The organism is Sinorhizobium sp. BG8, assembly GCF_016864555.1.
GTDB lineage: Bacteria > Pseudomonadota > Alphaproteobacteria > Rhizobiales > Rhizobiaceae > BG8.
The window spans coordinates 368,837-392,855 of record NZ_CP044012.1 but is presented as its reverse complement, the minus strand read 5'-3'; the positions used below and the strand labels follow the sequence as shown (position 1 = coordinate 392,855).

Here is a 24,019-nt window from a genome sequence, read left to right as displayed (position 1 = left end):
GTTTTACCAGTCGCCCCATTCCAGGTATCGCAATGTCAGATCTGGCAGCACTCGAGCACGACAATTTGGGCAATACCGTCTACGCAACGCTTTGCGATGCGCTGATGAAGGGACGTTTCCAGCCGGGGCACCGGTTGAAGATCCGGGACATTGCCGATCAGCTCGGAACGAGTGTCACTCCCGTGCGGGACGCCATCCTGCGGCTTACGCACGACGATGCCGTCGTCTTCCAGTCCGCCCGCAACATCTGCATTCCGACGATGACGGAAGAGCGCTATCTCGAAATCCGCTCCATCCGATTCAAGCTCGAGTCGCTCGCCGCCGAGACGGCGGCGTTGACGGCGACCAAGGCGGACATGGAGCGCCTGAGCGAAATCCTCGAAAGCAACGAAAAGGCGCTCGCGGACCGCGACCTGTTGCGTGGTGCCGAGCTCAACCAGGCGTTCCACTTCGAGTTGACGACAATAGCTGGATTGCCAGTGCTTCGCGGGGTCTTGCGCCGCCTCTGGCTGCAGATGGGACCGCTGATCGCCGACAGCTATCTCGACGGCGGACGCTCGATGATCGACTATCACTACCCGATCCTCGAGGCGATCCGCCACAGGGACGGGCCAGGTGCTGCCCGCGCCATGGTTGACGACATCGAGCACGGTGGGCGGTCGATTTTTGAACGCGTGCGCAATAACCGCTAGCGGAGGGCGCCCAACCGGTATCGCGCCAATGTGTGCGCTGCAGCAACAAACTGCTTGCGCGAGCATTAATTGCCAATATGATGCATCATACATCAAAAGCGAGGTTTTCGATGGCCGAGGGATACATGCTTCTGACCGGCGCAAGCCGCGGCATCGGCCACGCCACCGTGAAGCTTTTTCAGGCTCACGGCTGGCGGATTTTCACTGTTTCCCGCCAGCCCTTTTCCGAGGAATGCGCCTGGCCGGCGGCCCGCGAGAGCCACATACAAGCTGACCTCTCGGATCTTTCGCAGATCCACCGGCTGGTCGCGACGGTGCGGGAACGGCTGCCCGGAGGCAAGCTCAACGCACTGGTCAACAATGCCGGAATTTCGCCGAAGGGCCCCGCGGGAGAGCGTCTCGGCGTACTCGCTTCCGACGCGGCGACCTGGACCCGCGTTATGAATGTCAACCTTATCTCGACCGCCCTCATTGCCCGCGCACTTCTGCCCGAGCTCGAGGCTGCGCAGGGATCGATCGTCAACGTGACCTCCATTGCCGGTTCGCGTGTCCATCCATTCGCGGGCGTCGCATACGCCGCTTCGAAAGCGGGGCTCGCTGCGCTGACCCGCGAGCTCGCCCATGAGTTCGGACCGAAGGGTGTGCGTGCCAATGCAATTGCTCCCGGCGAAATCGGGACGTCCATACTTTCTCCTGGAACGGACAAGCTGGTCGAGCGCGAAGTCCCGCTCGGACGTCTCGGTACGCCGAAGGAAGTGGCAGAGACCATCTTTTTCCTATGCAGCAACGCATCGAGCTACATCAACGGAGCGGAAATCCACATTAATGGCGGCCAACACGTCTGAGGCTGTGTCTCCGAAAGGCAAGGCGCGCGGCGCTATCGGAGAGGCCGCATGAGAGCATGACGGGGCAAGGTGACTATTCCTTTGACTCCGTCGATGAAGCCAGAGCATGATGCATCATGCATCCATGGTGCGGCTTCTTGCAGATCTGTCATGGGATCGAAAGATCCTTGAAATCAACGAAGAGAGAGGTTGTCACAGTGCGGAAGAACGGTAGCATTCATGCGGAAAGCCGGGAGATTGCAGGATGATGGGAACGCCGAATTCTGCCGAGGCGCGAGACGTCGCTTACCATCTGCATGGATATACCAACGCCGTCAGGCATGAAGAAGTCGGTCCGCTGGTCATAGATCGCGGCGAAGGTATCTATGTCTACGACACGACAGGCAAGCGCTACATCGAGGCCATGGCGGGTCTGTGGAGCGTTGCCCTCGGGTTCAGCGAGAAGCGCCTTGTCAGGGCCGCGGCGGCCCAGATGGAAAAGCTCCCCTACTATCATACGTTCTCGCACAAATCGCATGGGCCGGTGATCGATCTTGCCGAGCGGCTGGCCAAGCTCGCACCGGTGCCGATGAGCAAGGTGTTCTTCACCAATTCGGGATCCGAGGCGATCGATACCGCGCTCAAACTCATCTGGTACCGGTCCAATGCACTCGGACAGCCGGAGCGCAAGAAAATCATCGTTCGCAATCGTGCTTACCATGGCGTGACGATCGCGGCCTCCTGCCTCACCAGCCTGCCGGGCAACCACCGTTCCTTTGACCTGATCGTGCCCGGCGTGCTTCGCATGACATGTCCGCATCACTGGCGCGAGGCGGCTCCCGGCGAGAGCGAGGAAGACTTCGCCACGCGGCTGGCCGAGGAACTTGAAAGCACGATCGTGGCTGAGGGGCCGGAAACGATCGCGGCATTCTTCGGCGAGCCGGTGATGGGAGCCGGTGGGGTGGTCGTTCCCCCTCGTACCTATTGGGAAAAGGTACAGGCTGTTTTGCGCAAGTACGATATCCTGCTCGTCGCAGACGAGGTCATTTGCGGTTTCGGCCGCACCGGCAATCTCTTCGGCAGCCAGACGTTCGGGATCCGTCCGGACATTATGGTGATGTCGAAGCAGTTGTCGTCCTCTTATCTGCCGGCTTCGGCGCTGATGATCAACGAGAAGATCTACGCGCCGATCCGGGAGCAATCGGGTGAGATCGGCACGCTCGGTCATGGTTTTACGGGTGGTGGGCATCCCGTGCCGGCCGCCGTCGCGCTCGAAACGCTGAACATCATCGAGGAGCGCCAGATCGTGACCCATGCTGCTGCCGTGGGAGAGCGGCTGCAGGCGGGCCTGCGGGAGCTTCAGGCCCATCCACTGGTGGGCGAGGCTCGGGGCGTCGGTCTGATCGCGGCGATCGAGTTGGTGACCAACAAGGAAACGAAGGAAGGTCTCGAACAGCCGGGCCAGTTGGGGGCGTTGGCAAATGCAAAGCTGCAGGAGGCGGGCGTCATCAGCCGGAACATGGGAGATGCTCTGGCCTTTTGCCCGCCACTGATCATAACCGAGACGCAGGTCGACGAGTTGCTCGCAGGCCTGCGCAAGGGGCTCGACAACACGCTCGCCGCGCTGCCGGCCCAGTCCGTAAGGGCATAGTCTCTGGTCTTTCGCATCGGCCCCGGCAAAAAATGCCGGGGCTTTTTACTAAGAAAAGGGGAATGACATGACACTGATAAAGACATCGGCCCTCCTCGGAGGACTTTTCGTTGCAGCTTTGGGCCTTTCGTCATTGCCGGCGGCGGCTCGCGATCTCACGATCGTCTCCTGGGGCGGCAACTACCAGGACGCCCAGCGGGAAATCTACTTCAAACCCTTCGCCGAAAAGCTCGGCAAGCCCGTTCTCGACGAAGCCTGGGATGGCGGCTTCGGCGTGCTGCAGTCGAAGGTGAAGGCCGGCACGCCGAACTGGGATGCCGTGCAGGTCGAGGCCGAGGAGCTCGCACTCGGTTGCGCCGACGGTCTCTTCGAGAAGATTGATTGGGACAAGATGGGCGGCAAGGACAAGTTCCTTCCCGAGGCTGTCGATGATTGCGGCATCGGTGCCATCGTCTGGTCGACGGCTATCGCCTATGACGGCGCCAAGCTCGCGGACGGTCCGAAATCGTGGGCCGATTTCTGGGACGTGAACAAGTTCCCGGGCAAGCGCGGTCTGCGCAAGGGTGCGAAGTACACGCTCGAATTCGCTCTCCTGGCCGATGGCGTCAAGGGTGAGGAAGTCTATGACGTGCTCGCCACGCCGGAGGGCGTAGACCGCGCATTCAAGAAACTCGACGAACTCCGCCCGAACATCGTCTGGTGGGAGGCCGGTGCCCAGCCGCTCGCGCTCCTCGCCTCCGGCGAAGTCGCAATGACCTCTGCCTACAACGGACGTATTACCGGTATCAACCGCACCGAAGGCAAGAACTTCAAGGTCGTCTGGCCCGGCAGCATTTTCGCCATCGACAGCTGGGTCGTCCTCAAGGACGCGGAAAACAAAGACGCGGCGCAGGACTTCATCGCCTTCGCCAGTGCGGCTGACAACCAGGTGAAGTTGCCGCAGTACATCGCCTACGGTCTCCCGAACCTCGAGGCCGCCAGCAAGGTCCCGGCGGAATTCTCATCGGAGCTGCCGACGGCCGCCAGCAATATGGAAGGCGCAATCTCGCTCAACGTCGATTTCTGGATCGACAACTCGGAAGCCCTCACCCAACGGTTCAACGCCTGGCTCGCCCAGTAAGGTGATTGTCGGACGACCCGGCACAGGCGGCACGTATGGTCCGCCTGTGCTCCACCTCGCGATCGATGGCGTACGTATCCGGTGGTGATATCGGACGCGGCTATGGACGCGCGGGTTCCGTTCAAGGAATATGACATCGTTCCACGCCTGCCGGCTTCCGGGCCGACAGGTCTCGCATTGTCATGACGAGTGAGCTGGAGATTGCTGTTGAGTGAAGTTCGCATTCGATTTGATGCCATCAGCAAATGGTACGGGCCCTTGTGCGTGGTCGATAGTCTCGACCTCGAAATAGCCAAGGGTGAATTCGTGAGCCTGCTGGGGCCTTCCGGTTCCGGGAAAACAACGCTGCTCATGATGCTGGCGGGTTTCGAGGCGCCCACGAAAGGACGCATACTGGTCGACGGGGAGCCAGTGGACGGCCTCCCCTCCTACAAGCGCGACATGGGGGTGGTGTTTCAGAGCTACGCGCTGTTCCCGCACATGAGTGTTGCCCGAAACGTTGCCTTCCCGCTCGAGATGCGTGGTGTCGGAAAGGCCGAGATCGAGGATCGGGTGGGACGGGTGCTGGACATGGTTCAGCTTTCGACGATGCGCGATCGCTGGCCGGCGCAGCTTTCCGGCGGGCAGCAGCAGCGCGTGGCACTTGCCCGTGCCTTGGTTTTCGAGCCGCGCGTAGTTCTCATGGACGAGCCTCTGGGTGCGCTCGACAAGCAGCTTCGCGAACAGATGCAGCTCGACATACGCGCGCTCCACGCGAGGTTGGGGCTGACGATCGTGTTCGTCACCCATGACCAATCAGAGGCCCTGACGATGTCGGACCGGATTGCAGTCTTCAACAAGGGGCGCATCGAACAGATTGGTACGCCGCGCGAGATCTATGACGAGCCGCACACGCGCTTCGTGGCCGAATTCATCGGTGAGACGAATCTCGCCGAGGGGACGATCGAGAGCGTCGACGGTGGCCACGTCCGCGTGGCCCTGAAACGGGGCGGCCATGTCGTCGCCGGGCTCGCCGGAGCGATGAAGACGGGCCAGGACGTACTCTTGTCGATCCGGCCGGAGAGGATCGAATTGCGCGAGACCGCCGGACGGCAAGACAACAGCCTGACTGCGACCGTCGCCGACTGTGTCTATCAGGGCGATCACCTGCGCGTTCAACTGGACGGCGCAGGCCACGACTTTGTCGTCCGCCTGGATCGCAAGGCGCATGAATGGCGGCCGGGATCTCCCGTTGTCGCCGAGTTCAGACCCGGCGATTGCAGGGTCATCGCGCCATGAGGTCGGGCTTTTCCCGAAATGCAGGCGCGATCGCCCTGCTTGCGCCGCTCCTCCTCTTCACCGCGCTGTTCTTCGTCTGGCCGTTGTTTACGATGATGTCGCAGGCAATCTCGGATACGGCCGTCCTCCACATCCTTCCCGAAACGGCCGTCGCCACCAAGGATTGGGACCGACAGTCGCCGCCCACTCCGGAAATGAAGGAAGCGCTCGTCCGCGATCTGCGCCAGGCGACGGACACCCAGGCGGTCGGCGACATGGTGAGGCGGCTCAACAGCGCTCAATCAGGTTTCCGCACGCTGATGTCGAAGACACTGCGCGCCATAGAAGATCCGAACGCCACGATCGACCTGGCGGCCGTCGATCCGCGCTGGGAGAAGCCACAGTTCTGGCTTGCGATCTCCGATGCCCTTTCGCCGACCACCGACCGCCATCTTCTGGCGGCCGTGGACCTGACCAGAGACGCATCGGGTTCGATCGTGTCTCTCCCCGAGGGAACGTCCGCCAACCGGGTGATCATGCTGCGAACCTTCTGGATCGCCGCACTGGTAACCCTGGCCGCGGCAGCGATCGGATACCCCTATGCGATGCTCGCTGCCTCGACCACCGGGTGGAAGCGCAATCTCTTGCTGGGCGCGGTTCTACTGCCCCTCTGGACGTCGCTCCTGGTGCGCACTGCTGCCTGGTTCATTCTGCTGCAGGAAAACGGGCTGATCAACGATACGCTGAAAGCGCTGCATCTGATAGATACGCCGTTGCCCCTGATCTTCAACCGCACTGGCGTCGTCATTGCCATGACGCATGTGCTCCTGCCCTTCATGGTGCTCCCGGTCTACAGTGTACTGATCTCGATCCCGCGGAATCTCATGCCGGCGGCTTCCTCCCTTGGTGCCAACCCCTTACGGGCTTTTTTTCGCGTGTTGCTTCCGCTCAGCCTTCGTGGACTCGCCTCCGGTGCGCTCCTCGTCTTCATGTCCGCCATCGGTTACTACATCACCCCGGCGTTGATCGGCGGGCCGAGCGACCAGATGATCAGCTCGGTCATTGCCTTCTATGCCATGGGATCGGCGAACTGGAGCATGGCGGGAGCGATGGGCCTTGTCCTCTTGGTCGTGACCATCGCGCTTTATGCGGTCTACGGACGCCTGTCCGCAGAAGATCCGAGGAGAAGCTGAGATGTTCAAAGGAGTGAGATTTCTCTTCGGTGCAGCCGTGGTCGTCTTCCTGATCGCGCCCTTGCTGGCAATCCTCCCGCTCGCCTTTACCTCGAGCGTATTCCTGACCTATCCGATACCGGAGTTTTCCCTGCGCTGGTTCCGCGAACTGGTGACGGCGGATGCGTGGAGGCGGTCGATCGTAAACAGTCTCATCGTCGGCGGCGGCACCACCGTGCTTGCGACCATGCTTGGTACGACTGCCGCCCTCGGCCTGCGCAATCGGCGTATTCTCTTTCTCGGTGCGGTGAAAACCCTGTTCCTCCTGCCGATGGTGGTGCCGGCGGTGGTTCTCGGTGTCGGCATGCAGGTGCTCTTCGTTCAAATCGGCATTGCCAACAGCTATCTGGGCGTGATCATCGCGCACACCATTGTTGCAATGCCCTTTGTGATCGTGAGCGTGAGCGGCGCGCTTGCGGGCATAGATCGGCGGGTGGAACTCGCTGCGGAAAGTCTCGGTGCTGCACCATTCACTGTCTTTCGCCGCGTGACGCTGCCGCTTGCAATGCCGGGTGTTCTCTCCGGTGCAGTGCTTGCCTTCGCCACATCGCTGGACGAGGTGGTCCTTACGCTCTTCGTAGCAGGCCCGAACCAGCGGACACTGGCGCGGCAGATGTTTTCGACGATCCGCGAAAACATCTCGCCGGCGATCGCGGCCGCCGCGTTCGTTTTCATCGTTGGCACGATCATCATCGCCTCGCTGGCGATGGTGGTGCGAAAGCGCAGCAGTTCGATTACCGCGGCATAGGTGGCGATGACGCGCGGCGTGAACTCAACGCTTTCTCGCGGCGCCCCGGCGGGCGCGGACGAAAAACGGACGGTTCTCGTCGATCGCCCGTGCCGCTGATTGCAGGAGTGCGGCCTCGCTCCCTCCGTCGTGCGCAACTCGCTCAGCCGCGCGTTCCAGCGCGGCGGAGGCACGGGCAGGATCCAGCGAGACGCGCTCGATCCTGCGCAACGCGATCGTGATTGCGCGTGTCGTGCCCGCTGAAAGTTCTCCGCGCTCTGCGAGTTCGCGCATGCTCAGGATCGATGCGCCTAAGGAATAGACGGCCATTCCGCCTTCGGCCGGAGACAGCTCGCGTTCGGCGGAACGATCTGCCCAACGTACAAGCCGGATCAGCCGGTGATAGAGTCTGGAACGCCATGCGACCTGGTGGCTGGTTGCGTCTCTCGCCGCGGCCATCCGTTCCAGGTCGTGGACCATCATGGCGATGAGCGTGTTCAGCCTTCTGTGCGCATCCGTCGGAAAGATCAGCCTGAAGGATATGAGCGCGATCATCGGAGCGAGAACGACCGCAGTCGCGGTCGCAAACGATTGGCCGAAGGATCCGGTGAGAGGAAAGGCTGGCTGCGAGAGCAGCAGCAGGATCAGCACATAATCGGTCCCACCCACGATCGGCCGCTGCAACGAGAGCGGGATGATACTGGTGAGCACGAACGGCATGATCATAAGGACGAGTTGGAACTCACTCGTCGCATGCGGCCAGACGAGCCACCGGCATGCAAGGGCTGCGATCGCCCCGCACAGCTGGGCCTGGAAGATTTGCCGCATGATCTGGGCGGGGTTCTCAAATGTCGAGAACAGGGAGATCATCACCGATGTCCCCAGCATGACATAGGCGCCGGAAGACCAGCCGGTCAGGATCCACACCACGCCGATCAGGAGAAGGATGGCGGTCGCACGTATCGCCGCCTGCCGGGCTCCGATCCAGTCCTGGTGCAGGATCACGGGATGCAACAGGCGAAGCTTGCCGAGTTCGCTTTCATCCGCGGGTTGGCTATGCCTGTCTACGACCGAGGCTCGCTCGAGCAATGCGGTTCGCATTCGCTCGATCACCGCATGCAGGGTAGTGCGATCCGCGGCGAGAGCTGCCGCCTCTTCCAGCGCCACGGCGATTTCGGCAGGCGATGCAGCTCCTTCGTGGGCATCGGCAGCACGCGCGAGGACCCGGCCAAGCGCCGGATCGCGTTTTGGCTGCGCCCTGCCCTTCATCCATAGCAACGCGGAGACATGTGCGGCGAGAACTGCGCGCAATGTCCGAGCGGATCGCCTGGAGCGAAGCGAGCCGGCTCCGTGGGGATCGAGGAGTTCGTCGATTACCGCAATCTCGCTCAACGTCGAGTTATGCCAGTCCTCTCCTTCTGTGGAATGGCCATCCACGCGGTCCGCCATTGCGCGCAACAGGCGCGCCGAAAGCTGGCGCACTCGCCCGGCAAGTTCGTCAGGTGCCTCTTTCGGCGTGAACAGCAGCCCCACGATCAATCCGACCAGGACGCCCGTTAGAACGGTGAGCGCCCTGTCCGCGCCGAGGGCGAAGATGTGTCCGGGGTGCGCGGTCTCCAGCAGCGCCACCATTGCGGCGGTGTAGCCCGCGAGAATTGTTCCGTAGGACAGAAAGCCGCGCAGAACATTTCCGAGGAATGCGCATATGCCTATCCATGCCGCCAGTCCTGCAACGAGGAGCAATTGGTGGCTTCCTGACGCGAGGATGAGAAGGACTCCGATCACGCTGCCGATTACTGTGCCGGCGGCACGGAAGAAGCTCTTCTCGACGAGCATGTTTCGGCTGGGTTGGGCGGCGGCGAAAACCGTCATGGCCGCCCATTGCGGGTGTTCGAGTTCCATCAGCCAGGCAATGACGAGTGCGGCGCAGGACGCGAGCGCCGTTCGGAAGCTGAAGGCGAGCCTTTCAGGATTGAAGCCGAGAGCGTGGGCTGCCGGCACCGGGATCAAGGTTCTCTCCCCGCGTGTTCTTTGGTCGCCCTCAGGCGTCCGTCTATCCTACGAAGAATCCCGAGCATGTTGGCGATCTCGTCGTCACTCACGTCGGCGAGAAAATGCGCCTCCGCCGCATTGAGAGCCTTGCGTACATGCGACACCTCCTTGCGACCTTCAGCGGTCAGGAAGATAAGCTTGGCGCGACGATCAGTCCTGTCCCCTTTCCGTTCGATCAGGTTCTTGGCAGCGAGGATATCGAGGAGCCGGACAAGGGAGGATCCGTCTATGCCGACGCGGGCGGCAAGGTCTTTTTGGCTTATGCCGTCGCCGAGTTCATGCAGGTGGATCAGAGGCGCCCAGGTGGCGTCGGTCAGCCCGTTCCTTTCCAGTTGCGTTTCGATCGAGCGCCGCCATTGCCGGGCAAGCATGGCGAATTCTATGCCGAACCTGAAGCGGGGCGGAAGTTCGTAAGTGTCCATTCTTAAATCCTAGGCGATTTAATTTAAAGTTCAAATCATTTATAATGCAATGTATATGTCGGAGGTGCGCAAAGGGCTTGCTTGAAACCGTTGGGGCTCGGCGGTATAGCGTGGAATATGTCGCAGACGAACAAAGTCACACCCATCCTGTCACTCGATAAGATCGACCGCAGAATCCTGGCGATCCTGCAGACCGACGGCCGGATCTCGAACACCGAATTGTCGCAGCGCATCGGGATCCCCGCGACATCCATGAGCGACCGTTTCAAGCGCCTGCAGCGGCAGGGTTTCATAACCGGATTTTCCGCTCGCCTCGACCCGACCCTGATGGGTTTTGACCTGCTGGTGTTCATCGAAGTCATGCTGGACAAGACGACACCTGACGTCTTCGAAAACTTCGCACAAGCGGTGCGCAAGGTGCCCGAGGTGATCGAATGCCACATGGTGGCGGGAGGCTTCGACTATCTGATCAAGACCAGACTGGCCAACATGGCGTCCTACCGAAAGTTCCTCGGAGAAGTTGTCCTCGCCTGGCCCGGCGTGTGCGAGACGCGCACTTACGCTGTCATGGAAGAGATCAAGAACGACGGGCCTTTGCCGATCGCGCCCTGATCGGCGCTGGCGGTGGAAGACGGCAAGCCCGCCAACTTCGACGATATTCGACCGCGGTTGTGACATTCCGCGACAGTCGCCTGCCAGCGGTGCGCCGAGAGCGATTGCGATCACAATAGCGTTCGTGGCATGATCGATTGAGCGGCCGAAAGTGGCCGAGGAAAACACGCAAGTTTGGCGCTAGTTTGGATTTTTTCTCCGGGTCATTTCGAAAAATCCCGCTATTTCTACGAGGAAACTGCAGATAGATACAGGTGGCAGTGAGCCCCGGCGGCTCGATGTTCATAGGGCGAAGGAGCGCCTTGTGACCATTGGTTTCAAAAAGGCAGGCACCGATGTCCATCCAGTCCAATTCGAACTCATCATCTTCCCTCACCCCTCCCGCCTCGCCTGCAGCTTTCTACGAAGCGCCGGCGCGTGATGCGCTTCGCCGTGCCATAACCTCTGCCTATCGCCGGCCGGAGGAGACCTGCCTGCCGCCGCTTCTGGATCTGGCGTCGATGGACGACAAGGAGGCGAAATCCGCATCCGCCCTGGCGCGCCGTCTGGTCGAGGGACTGCGGGCCAATGTTTCCTATTCCGGGGTTCAGGGACTGGTTCATGAGTATTCCCTCTCCAGCCAGGAGGGCGTGGCCCTGATGTGTCTCGCCGAAGCGTTGCTGCGCGTGCCGGATGCGGCGACGCGCGACGCGCTGATCCGCGACAAGATCGCCGGCGGTGACTGGCGTTCGCATCTCGGCAAGAGCGCTTCCCTGTTTGTCAATGCCGCAACCTGGGGCCTGGTCGTCACCGGCAAGCTCACGGCGACGGCAAACGAGACCAGTCTTTCTTCTGCCCTGACCCGTCTCGTCGCTCGTGGCGGAGAGCCGGTCATCCGCAAGGGTGTCGATATTGCCATGCGCCTCATGGGCGAGCAGTTTGTCACCGGCCAGACCATCGAAGAGGCGCTCAAGAACAGCCGCGCGCTGGAAGCGAAGGGTTTCCGTTACTCCTACGATATGCTCGGGGAGGCCGCGACCACTGCGGAGGACGCAGCCCGCTACATGAACGACTACGAGACGGCCATCCACGCTATCGGTCGGGCGTCGGCCGGGCGCGGCGTCTATGACGGACCCGGTATCTCGATCAAGCTTTCGGCGCTTCACCCCCGCTACTCCCGCGCGAAGTACCAGCGCGTTCTGGGTGAGCTCCTTCCGCGGGTCAAGAAACTCGCGGTGCTGGCCAAGAGGTATGACATCGGTCTCAACATCGATGCCGAGGAGGCCGACCGGCTCGAGCTGTCGCTCGATCTCCTGCAGGCGCTCGCCTTCGATCCGGATCTTGCAGGTTGGAAGGGCCTTGGCTTCGTTATCCAGGCCTACCAGAAGCGCTGCCCCTTCGTGATAGACTGGGTTATCGACCTCGCCCGCCGGTCCGGCCAGCGGCTCATGATCCGTCTCGTGAAGGGCGCCTATTGGGACTCCGAGATCAAGCGTGCACAGGTCGACGGGCTCGACGGATATCCGGTCTTCACGCGCAAGGTGCACACCGACGTTTCCTATCTTGCCTGCGCGAAAAAGCTGCTCGGTGCGCTCGACGCAGTCTTCCCGCAATTCGCCACCCACAACGCCTATACGCTCGCCGCGGTCATGACGATGGCTGGCCCGGAATTTGCGCCCGGGAAGTACGAGTTCCAGTGCCTGCACGGTATGGGCGAGCCGCTCTACAGCCAAGTAGTCGGCCGCGAGAACCTGAACCGCCCGTGCCGCATCTATGCGCCGGTCGGCACGCATGAAACACTGCTGGCATATCTCGTTCGCCGCCTGCTCGAAAACGGCGCGAATTCTTCGTTCGTGAACCGCATTGCCGACAAGTCCGTGCCGGTCGAAGAGTTGATCGCGAGTCCGATCGACGTTGTGCGGTCTGAACACCCCGTCGGGGCGCCCCATACTGCGATCCTTCATCCCATGCGCCTCTATGGAAAGAGCCGCAAAAACTCCGAAGGTCTCGACCTCAGCAACGAGGATGTTCTCGAGAACCTCGCCGTTTCCCTGAAGGAGAGTGCGGCAACGAAGTGGATGGCCGTTTTTGCGGACGGCGACACCGATCGCATTGCATGGCAGCCCGTGGTCAACCCGGCCGACAGAAATGACATCGTCGGCCATGTGAAGCTGTTCGACCCTGCAGATGTCGCGGTCGCGACCTCGCGTGCCGAGAAGGCGGCTGCTGGCTGGGCTAGCGTTCCGGTGGAGCGGCGCGCCGAGTGCCTTGCCGCCGCTGCCGATGCGATGGAGGCCCGCATGCCGGTACTCCTCGGCCTCATCGTCCGGGAAGCCGGGAAATCATATCCCAACGCAATCGCCGAAGTTCGTGAAGCAATCGATTTCCTGCGCTACTACGCTGCCGAAGCCATCCGGACTCTCGACAACGGAAAGGCGTCGCTGGGCCCGGTCGTCTGCATCAGCCCATGGAACTTCCCCCTGGCGATCTTCACCGGACAGGTTGCCGCCGCCCTTGCGGCCGGGAATCCCGTTCTCGCCAAGCCTGCCGAAGAGACGCCGTTGATTGCTGCCGAAGCGGTTCGTCTGCTGCATGATGCGGGCGTGCCTGGTCATGTGCTTCAGCTCCTCCCGGGAGCGGGCGACGTTGGCGCAGCACTCGTTGGCGATCCGCGGACGGCGGGCGTGATGTTCACGGGCTCGACGGAGGTCGCGCGTCTCATTCAGCGCCAGCTGGCCGGGCGGCTCACCCCGGCGGGCGTTCCCGTGCCGCTCATCGCCGAGACCGGCGGCCAGAACGCACTTGTGGTCGATTCTACCGCGCTGCCCGAGCAGGTCGTCGGCGACGTCATCGCATCCGCGTTCGACAGCGCAGGCCAGCGGTGCTCCGCATTGCGCGTACTTTGCCTGCAGGAGGACGTGGCGGACCGGACCCTCAAAATGCTGCGCGGTGCGCTGAACGAGCTCGAGGTAGGCAATCCCTCGCGGCTTTCCGTCGATGTCGGGCCGGTCATTACCGACGAGGCCAGAACAACGATCGAAACGCATGTCGAGCGGATGGCGGCGAACGGCCACCGCGTCACTCGTTTGGTTCTTCCCGACGAGACGGCCCAAGGGACTTTCGTCGCGCCCACCATCATCGAGATCAAGTCGATTGCAGATCTCGGCCGCGAAGTCTTCGGTCCGGTCCTGCATGTGGTGAAGTACAAGCGCGACAACCTCGACCAGTTGCTCGCCGCCGTGAACGCTACCGGTTACGGCCTGACATTCGGTCTGCATACCCGGATCGACGAAACGATTGCCAATGTCGTTGAACGCGTTGAAGCGGGCAACATCTACGTCAACCGCAACATCATCGGCGCGGTGGTGGGCGTACAGCCATTCGGAGGTCGGGGCCTTTCCGGAACAGGGCCGAAGGCAGGCGGTCCCCTCTACATCGGACGGCTCTCGGCCCAGGCACCCAAGGACGTCCTGTCCGGCGCCAGGAAGGAAGGCAAGCTCACCTCCCCGATCGAGTTCTATTGCGCGTGGCTGAAGGCCGGTAAACATTCCGATGCGGCGAAGCGCTGCGCGGACTACGCCGCAGAGTCGGCACTGGACGTTTCTATGGAGCTTCCGGGTCCCGTCGGCGAGACAAACGTCTATGCGCTTCATCCCCGCGGCAAGGTCCTGGCCCTGGCCGAGGAACCTCAGGAACTGCTTTCGCAGATCGGTGCCATCATCGCTACCGGGAATACGGCCGTCGTTGATGCCGCCAATCCCGCACGGGAAGCCCTCAAGGGCTTGCCTTCCGAAGTCGCCCGCCTCATCGAGACGGCCAAGGACTGGAAGACGGCCGAGGATCTCACAGCTGCCCTCTTCTCGGGAAGCGAGAGTGATCTGATCGAGGTCAACAAGGCGCTCGCCGAGCGAGCCGGTGCAATAGTTCCCGTCTATCCCCGCTTGGCGGAGACCGACTATCCGCTGCTGCGTTTGCTGGAGGAGCGCTCCATCAGCACGAACACAGCTGCCGCCGGCGGCAATGCAAACCTGATGACCATCGGTTGATTGCTGCCGCCTGCGAAGTGAAAGGCCTTTGGTATGAGTGAGTCAAACGAGATCGTCCTCGTCGGTTGCGGCAATATGGGATTCGCCCTGCTCAAGGGCTGGCTCGGTTCGGGCAGCGTGGAGACGCAGCTTACCCATGTTGTGGAGCCGGCGGAGGCGTTGCGCGAAAGGGCTGCTGCTACCGGCGTCAACGTACATGCGCCTGCTGACAGCCTGCCGGCGGGCCTTTCGCCGGCAATGGTGGTCCTCGCCGTCAAGCCACAGGTCATGGCGGACATCCTGCCTTCCTTCCGGCGGTTCGCGGGCGGCGCGACGTTCGTCAGCATTGCTGCGGGCATACCTGTGGCTATGATCGAGCGGTGCATCGGCGAATCCTCCGTCATCCGGGCGATGCCCAACACGCCGGCCGCGATCGGTAAGGGATCAACGGTCCTCTTCTGCAATCCGAGAGTCGCTCAAGGGCGAGCAGAGATGGCACGCTCGCTCCTTTCGGCAAGCGGCAGCGTGCACTTCGTGGAAGATGAGACCCTCATGGATGCGGTGACGGCAATCTCCGGTTCCGGACCGGCCTATGTCTTCCACCTCATCGAATGCCTCGCCAACGCGGGTGCATCGCTCGGCTTGCCGGCGGAAATCGCGCTGGCTCTCGCGAAGGAAACCGTCAACGGAGCCGGCGCTCTTGCCATCGAAAGCGCCGATGATCCGGAAACGTTGCGCCGCCAGGTTACAAGCCCCGGCGGTACTACGGCCGCGGGTCTCGAGGTGCTGATGGCGGCACCTGGGCTCCGTGATCTCGTCGCAAGGACGGCAGCCGCGGCCCATCGCCGGTCAGTCGAACTGTCCAGCCTCGGCTGAGGCCCGGCTAGGCTCTCAAAGCTTCTCGCCATTCCGACTTCAGGAAACGCCGCGATGCGTGCAGGAGATGCACGCATCGCGGCGTTTCTTCTGTGTCGTTCAGCCCTTTTTCGGTTCTCTATGGTCGCCCCGCTCCGCTGGTGAGAGCGGGCTTGGGATTCTCGTCGGACTTCGGCGGCGGCGCCGAGAGAGGCCGCTGATTTCATCAACCTCATCCGGGAACCCAAATCCTTCTCCGAAAAATGCGCGAAAATGCGCTGATGTGATGCGCTATTGCGCATTTTTGGAGCTCTCGGATTGTTTTTCGTACCGATACTCGGTCAACTGATTGCAATCCTCCCGCCATGTGCCTGACTGACGCCCGGTGCAAGGCAAATCCGCAACGGCGGCCGGGGGACTTCCGCATTGAACATCGGCAAAAGATGGATGGAACCCGATATGGCTGATGCCCTACGTCGCCTTGTGGCGAACGCACCGCTTCTCGTGGACTGGATCGCGGCTGACGGCCGCATCCGCTCCGTCAACGACCACGAAATGAACGAACTCGGGCTGGAGGCGGGGACGGTCCTCGATCAGCCGCTGGAAGTGCTCTACGGCGACGATTCCGCCAGGTACATCCGCTCCCTCCTTGATGGACGACGGAACCCGGGCGAACCCTTTCCCGTCTGGATGAATTCTTCCGCCTACGAGGAAGTGCCGATGGTGGCGGCCGCTGTCTCCGATGAGCACGGGGCGCTGGCAATCATCAAGATCCCGCTCGGTCCCGCCATGTTCGACGTTGGAAGCGAGCTTCTCGAGCGGGTCGAAATCCTGTCGCAGATGATCGGGGCGGCGACGGAGGCGTGCTGGTGCATCGAGTTCCTCGAACCCGTCGATGTCTCGCTCGGAGAGGACGAGATCGTCGATCGCATCTTTAGCAACCAGTCGCGCTGGCGCGCGTGCAATGCTGCGATGGCCGCCCTCTACAACGTCCCGGAAGGCCTCGACTTCAACACGCAGCCGGTTTCCCGCTATTTCCCTGCGACGGCTGTGAACCGGGCGATGGTCCGCGACCTTGTTAGATCCAATTATCGGCTGGATCACGCTGCAGCTGTCGACCAGCGGCACGACGGCAGCGAAATGCTGGTCGAAAACGATTTTCGTGCGGCGATCAAGGATGGCTTTCTCATTCGCCTGTGGGGAACGACGCGCGACATCGGCCCCCACCGCCGCCGCGAACAGCAGCTTTCCGAACGTGCAACGTCGATGCTCGACATCCTGAGTGCCGCCCCCGATCCGATCCTCGTTCTGGCCGAGGATGGCGTCATCCTTGCGGCGAACCCCGCCGCCGAACAGGCGTGGGGGCGCGGGAACGACTCGATTCTAGGCCGCCCATTCGAGCAGCTCGCCGAGATGCGCGGTGCAGTCGCCCGGCTAAAGGAGAGCGCGGAGGCCGAGGAAGACGAAGGCGGGGAATGCGATCTCTCGCTCGCCGGCGTGGACGGGGTGAAGGAAGGCTGGCGCTTTCGCGTCGCGCGCACCGAGGGCGAGTTTCGCCGTTATGTCCTGACGGCAAGGCGCAAGTCCCGCCGCAAGGCACGGATATCCGCGAGCGAGGTGCTGTGATGAAGTTCTACGGCAACGATATCGCGAATGTCGGCCATCGTCGGCTGCGCCCCGCCTTCATCGATGATCCCATGCTGAACACGTTGCTGGAAGCGCTTCCCGATGGAGCTGCGCTGCTGGAAATGGACGGCAAGATCAAGCTGGTGAACGGCAAGCTCGAGAAGTTGCTCAACCTCAACAAGGGCGAACTTGTCGGAACGGAGCTTGCCAAGCACGCCGCGACGGGCGGGACGATCATCCAGAAGGCGGCTGCAGCCCTGCAACAGCTGAAGCGCCTAGAGGTGTCGGGCACCCTCCCCTCGCAGCGCTTCGTTTCCGCAAGCCTCAATATCCTTCGCACGGCCGACGGCGGGGCCTACGCAGCCCTGCTGGTTCTGCGTGAGCCGAACCGGATGGTGCGCTCGGCCGAAGCGGCCCCCGATCGCTTCCGCTTCCAGGACGAGAGCGGCATCCAGGCCGGCACCCCACACGTCACGACGCCTGCGTTGCAAGGACTCTTGAAGCGTGGATCCCAGGCGCTCGCGCGTGGCAGCAACATCCTGGTTACGGGAGAAAGCGGTACAGGGAAGACCGATTTTGTCCGCCGGCTGTGCACAGCCGGCGAACAGGGCGGCTATCCTTTCGTTCACGTCAATTGCGGGATGCTGACAGATGCGCAGTTCGACATGGAGATGTTCGGGGTCGAACCGGGTGCTTCCTCGGATCCCTTGACGCGAGGAAAGCTTGGCTATGTGGAAGCCGCGGACGGCGGCGTCCTTTTTCTGGACGAGATCACGGACCTCTCGCCAATCTCCCAGATGAAGCTGGTCGCGTTCCTGGAGACCGGAACCTACAGCCGGGTGGGCTCGGTCCAGAGACGCCAGGCCAAGCTCAAGCTCGTCACGGCCACCAATCGCGCGCTGAGGCAGATGATTGCCGATGGCCAGTTCCGTGAAGACCTCTACTACCGCATGGCCGTGGTCATGCTGGAGTTGCCGCCGGTGCGCGGCCGGGCCGACTTCATCAAGTCTCTTGCGGACGCGATGCTGCAAAGGATCAATCTCGGTCGCCGGCAGGCATTCGTTCTGTCGGAGGGCTTCCGACGCAAACTTCTGGCCTACGACTATCCCGGCAACATCCGCGAGCTGTCCAACATCCTGCAGCATGCAGTCGCGAGCGCCGAGGAAGTCGCGGAAATCGAGCATTTCGTCGTGCCGCTGGGCACCGGCCGCCTGCCAGTGAAATCGGATGCCGATCCGTCACCGGCCGACGGCGAAAGCACGAGCTTCAAGGAGCTCATCCGAGAATTCGAGACCTACGTTCTCGAGAAATCCATCGCTGAGAATGGAAGCAAACGAAGCGCCGCAAAGGCACTCGGCATCGACATCGCAACCCTCATTCGAAAAACGAACAGGAAGCGATAGCCACCAACAGTCGAATTTCAGATCATCAAAAGGGGAACAATATGATGACGAAAGCGATAGCGAAATGGAGTACATGCGCATTCACGCTGCTTGCGATCCTTCCGCAGGCGGTGACAGCCTCTGCGGGCGAGCTCAACTTCCTGACGTGGGAAGGATATGCGGCCCGGAGTTCATGGCGGAGTTCGAGAAGGTTTCCGGATGCAAGGTCACGACGTCCTACGTCGGATCGAACGATGACTTCGCGCCCAAGCTCGCGGCCGGCGGTGGCGTCTACGACATCATTACGCCGTCGCTCGATACGGTGAACCTGCTGCGGCTCGCGGGCTTCGTGCAACCGATCGATACCGCCAAGGTTGAAGGCTTCGATGGCATTTATCCGGAGTTCTCGAAGACCGGCGATGTGGTGGCCGATGGCTCGACCTGGGCCGTGCCGCTCGTCTGGGGATCGGTCTCGCTGATCTACCGGCCCGACAAGTTCCCTTCCACTCCGGATTCGATCGGCGTCCTTTTCGACCCAGCGAACAAGGGCAAGGTGTCGCTTTGGGATGACAAGTCCGCGATCTACTGGACGGCTCGCTATCTCGGCTACGACAATGTGTTCGACCTGACGGACGAACAGCTGGATGCAGTGAAGGCCAAGCTGATCGAGCAGAAGCCGCTGATCCGCAAATACTGGGCTTCCGCCGGAGAGCTCACCGAGTTGATGGCCAATCAGGAGGTCTTCGTCTCGAATGCCTGGACCGGTCTGACCAGCAAGGATGTCAACGGCCTGAAGAAGGACTTCGTGGTTGCCGAGTTCTCTCCGAAGGAGAAGGCCGAGGGCTGGATGGACTCCATGATGCTGGTGAAGGATACACCGAACGAAGAGTGTGCCTACAAGTTCATATCCTTCATGCAGTCGGCAGCCGGCCAGTGCGGCATCGCGACATCGACTGGCTACTTCCCCGTCAATCCGAAGAGTGTGGCTGGCTGCATGTCGGACGAGTTGAAGAAGGAGCGGCAGGTCGACAACGTCGAATTCGTCAAAAGCCTCGTGATGTGGCAGCAACCGAAGCGCCTCGACAAGTATCTAGAGGTCTGGAACGCGGTCAAAGCCGCGCCCTGACGTCATCCGCTTCGAGCAGGCATCCGTCCGTGGATGGAGCCTGCTCGCAGTGACGACAATCTTATCGATACCTCGGAGCACAAATGACATCGCGACCGATCGTGACGCTGAAAGGTGTTGCAAAGACATATGGGAATTTCACAGCGCTCGATGAGACCGATCTCGCGCTCGGTGAAGGGGAGTTTGTGACCCTGCTCGGACCGTCAGGGTGCGGAAAGACGACGACGCTTCGCCTGATCGGGGGCTTCGAACTGCCCGACCGCGGAACGATTGAGATCGGTGGGGAAGACGTAACGCATCGGGCGCCCTATCGTCGTCCGGTCAACACGGTTTTTCAGGACTATGCGCTCTTCCCGCATATGAGCGTCAGCGAGAATGTCGGGTACGGCCTTTCAGTCAAGGCGAACAAGGTGCCGGCTGGAGATCGTTCGCGGCGGGTCGCGGATGCACTGGCCATGGTCGGGCTGGAAAAGATGGGGGATCGGCGGCCGGGCGCGCTTTCCGGTGGACAGCGTCAGCGGGTGGCGATGGCCCGGGCCCTCGTTCGCAGCCCGAAGGTTCTGCTGCTCGACGAGCCGCTCTCGGCGCTGGACGTGAAACTGCGCGAGGGGATGCAGGTGGAACTCAAGCGGCTTCACCGTGAACTCGGCATCACCTTCCTGATGGTGACGCACGACCAGACCGAGGCGCTGGCGCTTTCGGACCGGATCGTCGTGATGAACCAGGGCCGTATCCTGCAGATCGGGTCGCCGGCGGACCTCTACGATGAACCGGCAACGCCCTTCGTTGCGGATTTCATCGGAGCGACCAATCTATTCGATGCGACGTTCGTCGGTCGCGATGGCGATTGCGATCTGCTGCGGCTTTCCGACGGCAGCGAGATCCGCCGCCGACGCCGGCCGACGTGCCTGTCATTCCTGCCCGGCCAGCCGATCATCGTGGGCATTCGTCCCGAACGGCTGCAGACCAGTGCATTCGATACCTCCAACAAGCTCCAGGCCCGCGTCGTCGAAACCCTTTTCCAGGGCGACAGGATCCGGATGGAGCTGATGAGCCAGGGCAACCACAGGCCGTTCTTCGCCGATGTCCCGCGCGTCGCCTATGGGGCAGCCGGCCCCTCCTGCACGGACGCGGAGGCCGAATTCCACGTTGCACCGACCGATGTCATGGTGTTTCCACCGGAGAGACGTTCATGATCAGCCGGCGCAGTTTCCCGTCCTTTGCGGCGATCTTTTCCCTGCCCTTCACCTGGGTCCTTCTGTTCATGATCATTCCCTACGTGATCATGATCTCCGTCAGTTTCTGGACGAGGCAGTTTCCGCTCTTCTATCCCGATTTCCAGTTTGGAAATTTCATCCAGATATTTAGCGACCCGCAATATACCATTGTAATTCTTCGAACTCTCAAGATTGCGAGCATCGTCACCGTTGGCGCTCTGCTTCTCGGCTATCCGCTCGCCTACTTTCTGGTCTTCACCGTGAAGACGCCGGAGCTCAGGAACCTCCTCTACATGTCGGTGATCGTTCCGCTCTGGGTGTCCTATCTGCTCAGGGCCTATACCTGGAAGATCATTCTCGGCACTGACGGCGCTCTCAATTCTCTTCTCATGACGATGGGGCTGATCCGGGAGCCCTTGTCCATCTTCCTCTACAACCAGACGGCAATGGTCATCACCCTTGTCTACATCTTCGTTCCGTTCATGGTCATGCCGCTCGTGACCGTGCTGGACAACATCCCGAAGGCGCTCATCGAGGCCTCGGAAGACCTCGGGGTCGGACCCTTTCTCACATTCTGGAAAGTCATTCTTCCCCTCTCGCTGGGTGGGGTGGTGGCCGGGGCGACGATGACCTTCTGCCTGTCCTTCGGAGATTTCGTGGCGCCTGTCCTCGTCGGAGGTCCCGACGGAATGATGGTGGCAAACATCCTGCAGAGCCAGTTCGGCGCGGCGCTCAACTGGCCGCTTGGCTCCGCCCTCGCGACGCTCGTGCTCACCATGGTGCTCGTCATTCTTCAAGTCTCGACCCGCATCGATCGGGCGGGACATGTGGACATAGGCTGAAGGGGGAACCGCCATGCATACTCTCAGATGGTGGCAGAAAGGCATGGTCGGCGTGAGCCTTGCAGTGCTCGCCTTCCTCTACCTGCCGATCGTCATTCTTGTGATCTTCTCCTTCAACGACAGTTCGGTCACATCCTTCCCGCTCTCGGGCTTCACGCTTCACTGGTACGACGCGGTTCTCGAAAACAGCGCCATGCTGACGGCCTTGGGGAACAGCCTGATCGTCGCTGTGTTCGCGACCGCAATCAGCGTGATCGTCGGGGTTCCGGCCGCGCTTGCGCTCGATCGCTTCGAGTTCCCGGGCAAGTATCTCTTCCGAAACGTCATTCTCCTGCCGCTGAGCCTGCCCGGCATCGTCACCGGTGTCGCCATGCTGAACTTCTACAAGCAGATCGGCATTCCGCAGAGCCTGCTTGCGGTGGTCATCGGCCATGCGACCGCCCTGCTTGGCGTCGTCGTATCTCAGGTGCTTGCACGACTTCACAAGTTGAACCGAAGGCTGCTCGAGGCCTCCGCGGACCTCGGGGCAACGCCGATCGAGACGTTCGTCCGCGTCGTTCTGCCCGCGATCCGTACCTCGATCCTCGGATCCGCGCTGCTGTGCTTCACGTTGTCGTTCGACGAGATCCCGGTCACCTACTTCCTGACCGGCAGGGATGTGACCTTGCCCATCTATATCTACTCGACGCTCAGACGCGGCATCACGCCCGAAATCAACGCCATCGGCAGCATGATCGTTGCCGCGTCCTTCATCCTCATCGTCATGTCCGTCACGCTGCTGCGCGACCGCAAGTAATCCAATCAAACTGGGAGAACAGACATGGATAGCTCGACCTACACCCGCGATTTCTGGCACGGAAAAGCCTCTGAGCTGAAGTTCCGCACCAATCACTTCATCGACGGGGCGTATGTTCCGTCGGCGGACGGCAAGACTTTCCCGACCATTAACCCGGCGACGGGTACGACGATCGCGTCGGTTGCGCGCGGTGGGGAGGCGGAAGTCAACCGTGCGGTGGCTGTTGCCCGCAAGGCCTTCCGCTCCGGGGCCTGGTCGCGGATGGAACCCCGCGCGCGCCTAGCAGTTCTCGAGCGGTTTTCGGCCCTGATCGAAGCCAACGCCGAGGAATTTGCCGTCCTGGACAGTCTCGACATGGGCAAGCCCGTGATGGACATGATGAACATCGACATTCCGGGGTCGGTGACGAGCCTGAAGTTCTTCGCCGAGACGATCGACAAGATCGATGGCGCGGTAACATCCACGGCCTCCACCGCGCTGCACTACATCCTTCGCCAACCTCTCGGTGTCGTCGGACTGATCGTACCCTGGAACTATCCGCTGATGATGGCGGCATGGAAGCTCGGTCCGGCGCTTGCGACCGGCAATTCCGTGGTGCTGAAGCCCGCCGAGCAGACGCCTCTCTCGGCCGGACTGCTGGCCGAACTCTTCATCGAGGCCGGCGGTCCCGCGGGCGTGCTGAACGTCGTGCATGGGCTCGGCGAGGAGGTTGGCAGGGCATTGGCGCTGCATCCGGACGTGGACAAGATCGGCTTTACCGGTTCGACGGAAGTCGGCAAGCTGCTGATGATCTATGCTGGCCAGTCCAACATGAAGCGCGTGACGACCGAATGCGGTGGAAAGACGCCGCAGATCATACTGGGCGACTACGACGATCTCGACACAGCGGTGACCTATGCGGTGAACGGTATCTACGGGAACCAGGGGGAGGTCTGCAACGCAGGCTCGCGCATTCTGGTGGAAAAGAGCATCCATGACGATTTCGTCGAGCGGTTCGCGGCGCGCACGTCGGAGAACTTCGTTCTCGGCGACCCTCTCGATCCGCAGACGACAGTCGGGCCGCTCGTGACCGCATCGCACCAGCGGCGCGTGCTGAGCTATATCGACATAGGTCGCAAGGAGGGAGCGGCGCTCCGTTTCGGCGGACAAGCCCCGGGCGCCTATCCGGCAGGCGCCTATGTGGAGCCGACCCTGTTCACGGGCGTCAACAACTCGATGCAGATTGCGCGCGAGGAGATCTTCGGGCCTGTCGCGACGATCATTCCGGTGGATGGAGTCGATGATGCCATCGAGATCGCAAACGATTCGATCTACGGCCTCGCCGCTTCGATCTGGACCCGCGACATCACCAAGGCCCACCGTTTCGCCCGTGACATCGAGGCCGGTGTGGTCTGGGTCAACTGCTTCGATCACGGCGACATGACCTCGATCTGGGGTGGCTACAAGCAGACAGGCAACGGCCGGGACAAGTGCCTGGAGGCATTGACGCAGTACACCCAGACCAAGTCCGTGTGGGTCAATCTCGGTTGATCGGCAGACTCAGTCATGTCGGGACCGTCCGCGCCTTGCGGGCGGTCTCCGA

The 24,019-nt window shown here is 61.6% G+C and carries 19 protein-coding genes; 17 read left to right on the top strand and 2 right to left on the bottom strand.

The window, feature by feature from the left end; genetic code table 11:
- Positions 1–32: 32 nt before the first annotated feature.
- The 7 genes from F3Y30_RS22840 (at position 33) to F3Y30_RS22810 (ending at position 7,524) form a co-directional block, all read left to right on the top strand.
- Entirely contained in the window at positions 33–692 is a 660-nt protein-coding gene (locus F3Y30_RS22840) for a GntR family transcriptional regulator (RefSeq protein ID WP_203427453.1), read from the top strand.
- A gap of 110 nt (positions 693–802) precedes the next feature.
- The gene (locus F3Y30_RS22835) at positions 803–1,537 is read left to right on the top strand and encodes an SDR family oxidoreductase (RefSeq protein ID WP_203427452.1); all 735 of its coding nucleotides are present in this window, start codon (positions 803–805) and stop codon (positions 1,535–1,537) included.
- Between the two features lie 244 nt (positions 1,538–1,781).
- Positions 1,782–3,167, top strand: coding sequence for an aspartate aminotransferase family protein (locus tag F3Y30_RS22830; RefSeq protein WP_203427451.1), 1,386 nt, complete (start codon positions 1,782–1,784; stop codon positions 3,165–3,167).
- 67 nt (positions 3,168–3,234) lie between these two features.
- A complete protein-coding gene (locus F3Y30_RS22825; RefSeq protein WP_203427450.1) occupies positions 3,235–4,287 on the top strand; it encodes an ABC transporter substrate-binding protein in 1,053 nt (350 codons plus the stop codon).
- A 207-nt stretch (positions 4,288–4,494) separates the two neighbouring features.
- Positions 4,495–5,565 (top strand): ABC transporter ATP-binding protein, encoded by a 1,071-nt coding sequence (locus tag F3Y30_RS22820; protein ID WP_203427449.1) that lies wholly within the window; start codon positions 4,495–4,497, stop codon positions 5,563–5,565.
- Entirely contained in the window at positions 5,562–6,737 is a 1,176-nt protein-coding gene (locus F3Y30_RS22815) for an ABC transporter permease (RefSeq protein ID WP_246753066.1), read from the top strand. Before F3Y30_RS22820 ends, F3Y30_RS22815 begins: the two co-directional genes overlap by 4 nt.
- Position 6,738: 1 nt before the next feature.
- A complete protein-coding gene (locus tag F3Y30_RS22810) occupies positions 6,739–7,524 on the top strand; it encodes an ABC transporter permease (RefSeq protein ID WP_203427447.1) in 786 nt (261 codons plus the stop codon).
- A 24-nt stretch (positions 7,525–7,548) separates the two neighbouring features.
- Here the strand turns inward: F3Y30_RS22810 and F3Y30_RS22805 are convergent, their stop codons facing one another.
- Positions 7,549–9,504, bottom strand: coding sequence for an FUSC family protein (locus F3Y30_RS22805; RefSeq protein ID WP_246753082.1), 1,956 nt, complete (start codon positions 9,502–9,504; stop codon positions 7,549–7,551).
- Between the two features lie 5 nt (positions 9,505–9,509).
- The gene (locus F3Y30_RS22800) at positions 9,510–9,977 is read right to left on the bottom strand and encodes a MarR family transcriptional regulator (protein WP_203427445.1); all 468 of its coding nucleotides are present in this window, start codon (positions 9,975–9,977) and stop codon (positions 9,510–9,512) included.
- 144 nt (positions 9,978–10,121) lie between these two features.
- Here F3Y30_RS22800 and F3Y30_RS22795 point away from each other — a divergent pair, with 144 nt between their 5' ends.
- From F3Y30_RS22795 to F3Y30_RS22750, 10 genes are all read left to right on the top strand, one after another.
- On the top strand, positions 10,122–10,589 hold the full coding sequence (locus F3Y30_RS22795; RefSeq protein ID WP_281435474.1) for an Lrp/AsnC ligand binding domain-containing protein: 468 nt from the start codon (positions 10,122–10,124) through the stop codon (positions 10,587–10,589).
- A 335-nt stretch (positions 10,590–10,924) separates the two neighbouring features.
- Positions 10,925–14,614, top strand: coding sequence for a trifunctional transcriptional regulator/proline dehydrogenase/L-glutamate gamma-semialdehyde dehydrogenase (gene putA, locus F3Y30_RS22790; RefSeq protein WP_203427443.1), 3,690 nt, complete (start codon positions 10,925–10,927; stop codon positions 14,612–14,614).
- A gap of 33 nt (positions 14,615–14,647) precedes the next feature.
- Complete coding sequence (gene proC, locus F3Y30_RS22785; RefSeq protein ID WP_203427442.1) at positions 14,648–15,469, top strand: pyrroline-5-carboxylate reductase; 822 nt, start codon at positions 14,648–14,650, stop codon at positions 15,467–15,469.
- Positions 15,470–15,907: 438 nt separating this feature from the next.
- On the top strand, positions 15,908–17,074 hold the full coding sequence (locus tag F3Y30_RS22780; RefSeq protein WP_203427441.1) for a PAS domain-containing protein: 1,167 nt from the start codon (positions 15,908–15,910) through the stop codon (positions 17,072–17,074).
- Complete coding sequence (locus F3Y30_RS22775) at positions 17,074–18,477, top strand: sigma 54-interacting transcriptional regulator (RefSeq protein WP_203427440.1); 1,404 nt, start codon at positions 17,074–17,076, stop codon at positions 18,475–18,477. Before F3Y30_RS22780 ends, F3Y30_RS22775 begins: the two co-directional genes overlap by 1 nt.
- Positions 18,478–18,649: 172 nt before the next feature.
- A complete protein-coding gene (locus tag F3Y30_RS22770; protein ID WP_246753065.1) occupies positions 18,650–19,582 on the top strand; it encodes an extracellular solute-binding protein in 933 nt (310 codons plus the stop codon).
- An 83-nt stretch (positions 19,583–19,665) separates the two neighbouring features.
- Positions 19,666–20,778, top strand: a complete 1,113-nt coding sequence (locus tag F3Y30_RS22765) for an ABC transporter ATP-binding protein (RefSeq protein WP_203427439.1) — start codon at positions 19,666–19,668, stop codon at positions 20,776–20,778.
- Positions 20,775–21,641 carry an ABC transporter permease gene (locus tag F3Y30_RS22760; protein WP_203427438.1) on the top strand — a complete coding sequence of 289 codons (867 nt, stop codon included), beginning with the start codon at positions 20,775–20,777 and terminating at the stop codon, positions 21,639–21,641. Before F3Y30_RS22765 ends, F3Y30_RS22760 begins: the two co-directional genes overlap by 4 nt.
- 13 nt (positions 21,642–21,654) lie before the next feature.
- On the top strand, positions 21,655–22,437 hold the full coding sequence (locus F3Y30_RS22755) for an ABC transporter permease (RefSeq protein ID WP_203427437.1): 783 nt from the start codon (positions 21,655–21,657) through the stop codon (positions 22,435–22,437).
- Between the two features lie 24 nt (positions 22,438–22,461).
- On the top strand, positions 22,462–23,967 hold the full coding sequence (locus F3Y30_RS22750; RefSeq protein WP_203427436.1) for an aldehyde dehydrogenase: 1,506 nt from the start codon (positions 22,462–22,464) through the stop codon (positions 23,965–23,967).
- Positions 23,968–24,019 lie beyond the last annotated feature (52 nt).

Bases quoted from the DNA above. Each gene is read 5' to 3' on its own strand.
- F3Y30_RS22750 (WP_203427436.1), top strand. From the start codon at position 22,462: ATGGATAGCTCGACCTACACCCGCGATTTCTGGCACGGAAAAGCCTCT.
- putA (WP_203427443.1), top strand. From the start codon at position 10,925: ATGTCCATCCAGTCCAATTCGAACTCATCATCTTCCCTCACCCCTCCC.
- F3Y30_RS22830 (WP_203427451.1), top strand. From the start codon at position 1,782: ATGATGGGAACGCCGAATTCTGCCGAGGCGCGAGACGTCGCTTACCAT.
- F3Y30_RS22825 (WP_203427450.1), top strand. From the start codon at position 3,235: ATGACACTGATAAAGACATCGGCCCTCCTCGGAGGACTTTTCGTTGCA.
- F3Y30_RS22755 (WP_203427437.1), top strand. From the start codon at position 21,655: ATGCATACTCTCAGATGGTGGCAGAAAGGCATGGTCGGCGTGAGCCTT.
- F3Y30_RS22760 (WP_203427438.1), top strand. From the start codon at position 20,775: ATGATCAGCCGGCGCAGTTTCCCGTCCTTTGCGGCGATCTTTTCCCTG.
- F3Y30_RS22810 (WP_203427447.1), top strand. From the start codon at position 6,739: ATGTTCAAAGGAGTGAGATTTCTCTTCGGTGCAGCCGTGGTCGTCTTC.
- proC (WP_203427442.1), top strand. From the start codon at position 14,648: ATGAGTGAGTCAAACGAGATCGTCCTCGTCGGTTGCGGCAATATGGGA.
- F3Y30_RS22840 (WP_203427453.1), top strand. From the start codon at position 33: ATGTCAGATCTGGCAGCACTCGAGCACGACAATTTGGGCAATACCGTC.
- F3Y30_RS22800 (WP_203427445.1), bottom strand. From the start codon at position 9,977: ATGGACACTTACGAACTTCCGCCCCGCTTCAGGTTCGGCATAGAATTC.
- F3Y30_RS22765 (WP_203427439.1), top strand. From the start codon at position 19,666: ATGACATCGCGACCGATCGTGACGCTGAAAGGTGTTGCAAAGACATAT.
- F3Y30_RS22815 (WP_246753066.1), top strand. From the start codon at position 5,562: ATGAGGTCGGGCTTTTCCCGAAATGCAGGCGCGATCGCCCTGCTTGCG.
- F3Y30_RS22835 (WP_203427452.1), top strand. From the start codon at position 803: ATGGCCGAGGGATACATGCTTCTGACCGGCGCAAGCCGCGGCATCGGC.
- F3Y30_RS22780 (WP_203427441.1), top strand. From the start codon at position 15,908: ATGGCTGATGCCCTACGTCGCCTTGTGGCGAACGCACCGCTTCTCGTG.
- F3Y30_RS22770 (WP_246753065.1), top strand. From the start codon at position 18,650: ATGGCGGAGTTCGAGAAGGTTTCCGGATGCAAGGTCACGACGTCCTAC.
- F3Y30_RS22775 (WP_203427440.1), top strand. From the start codon at position 17,074: ATGAAGTTCTACGGCAACGATATCGCGAATGTCGGCCATCGTCGGCTG.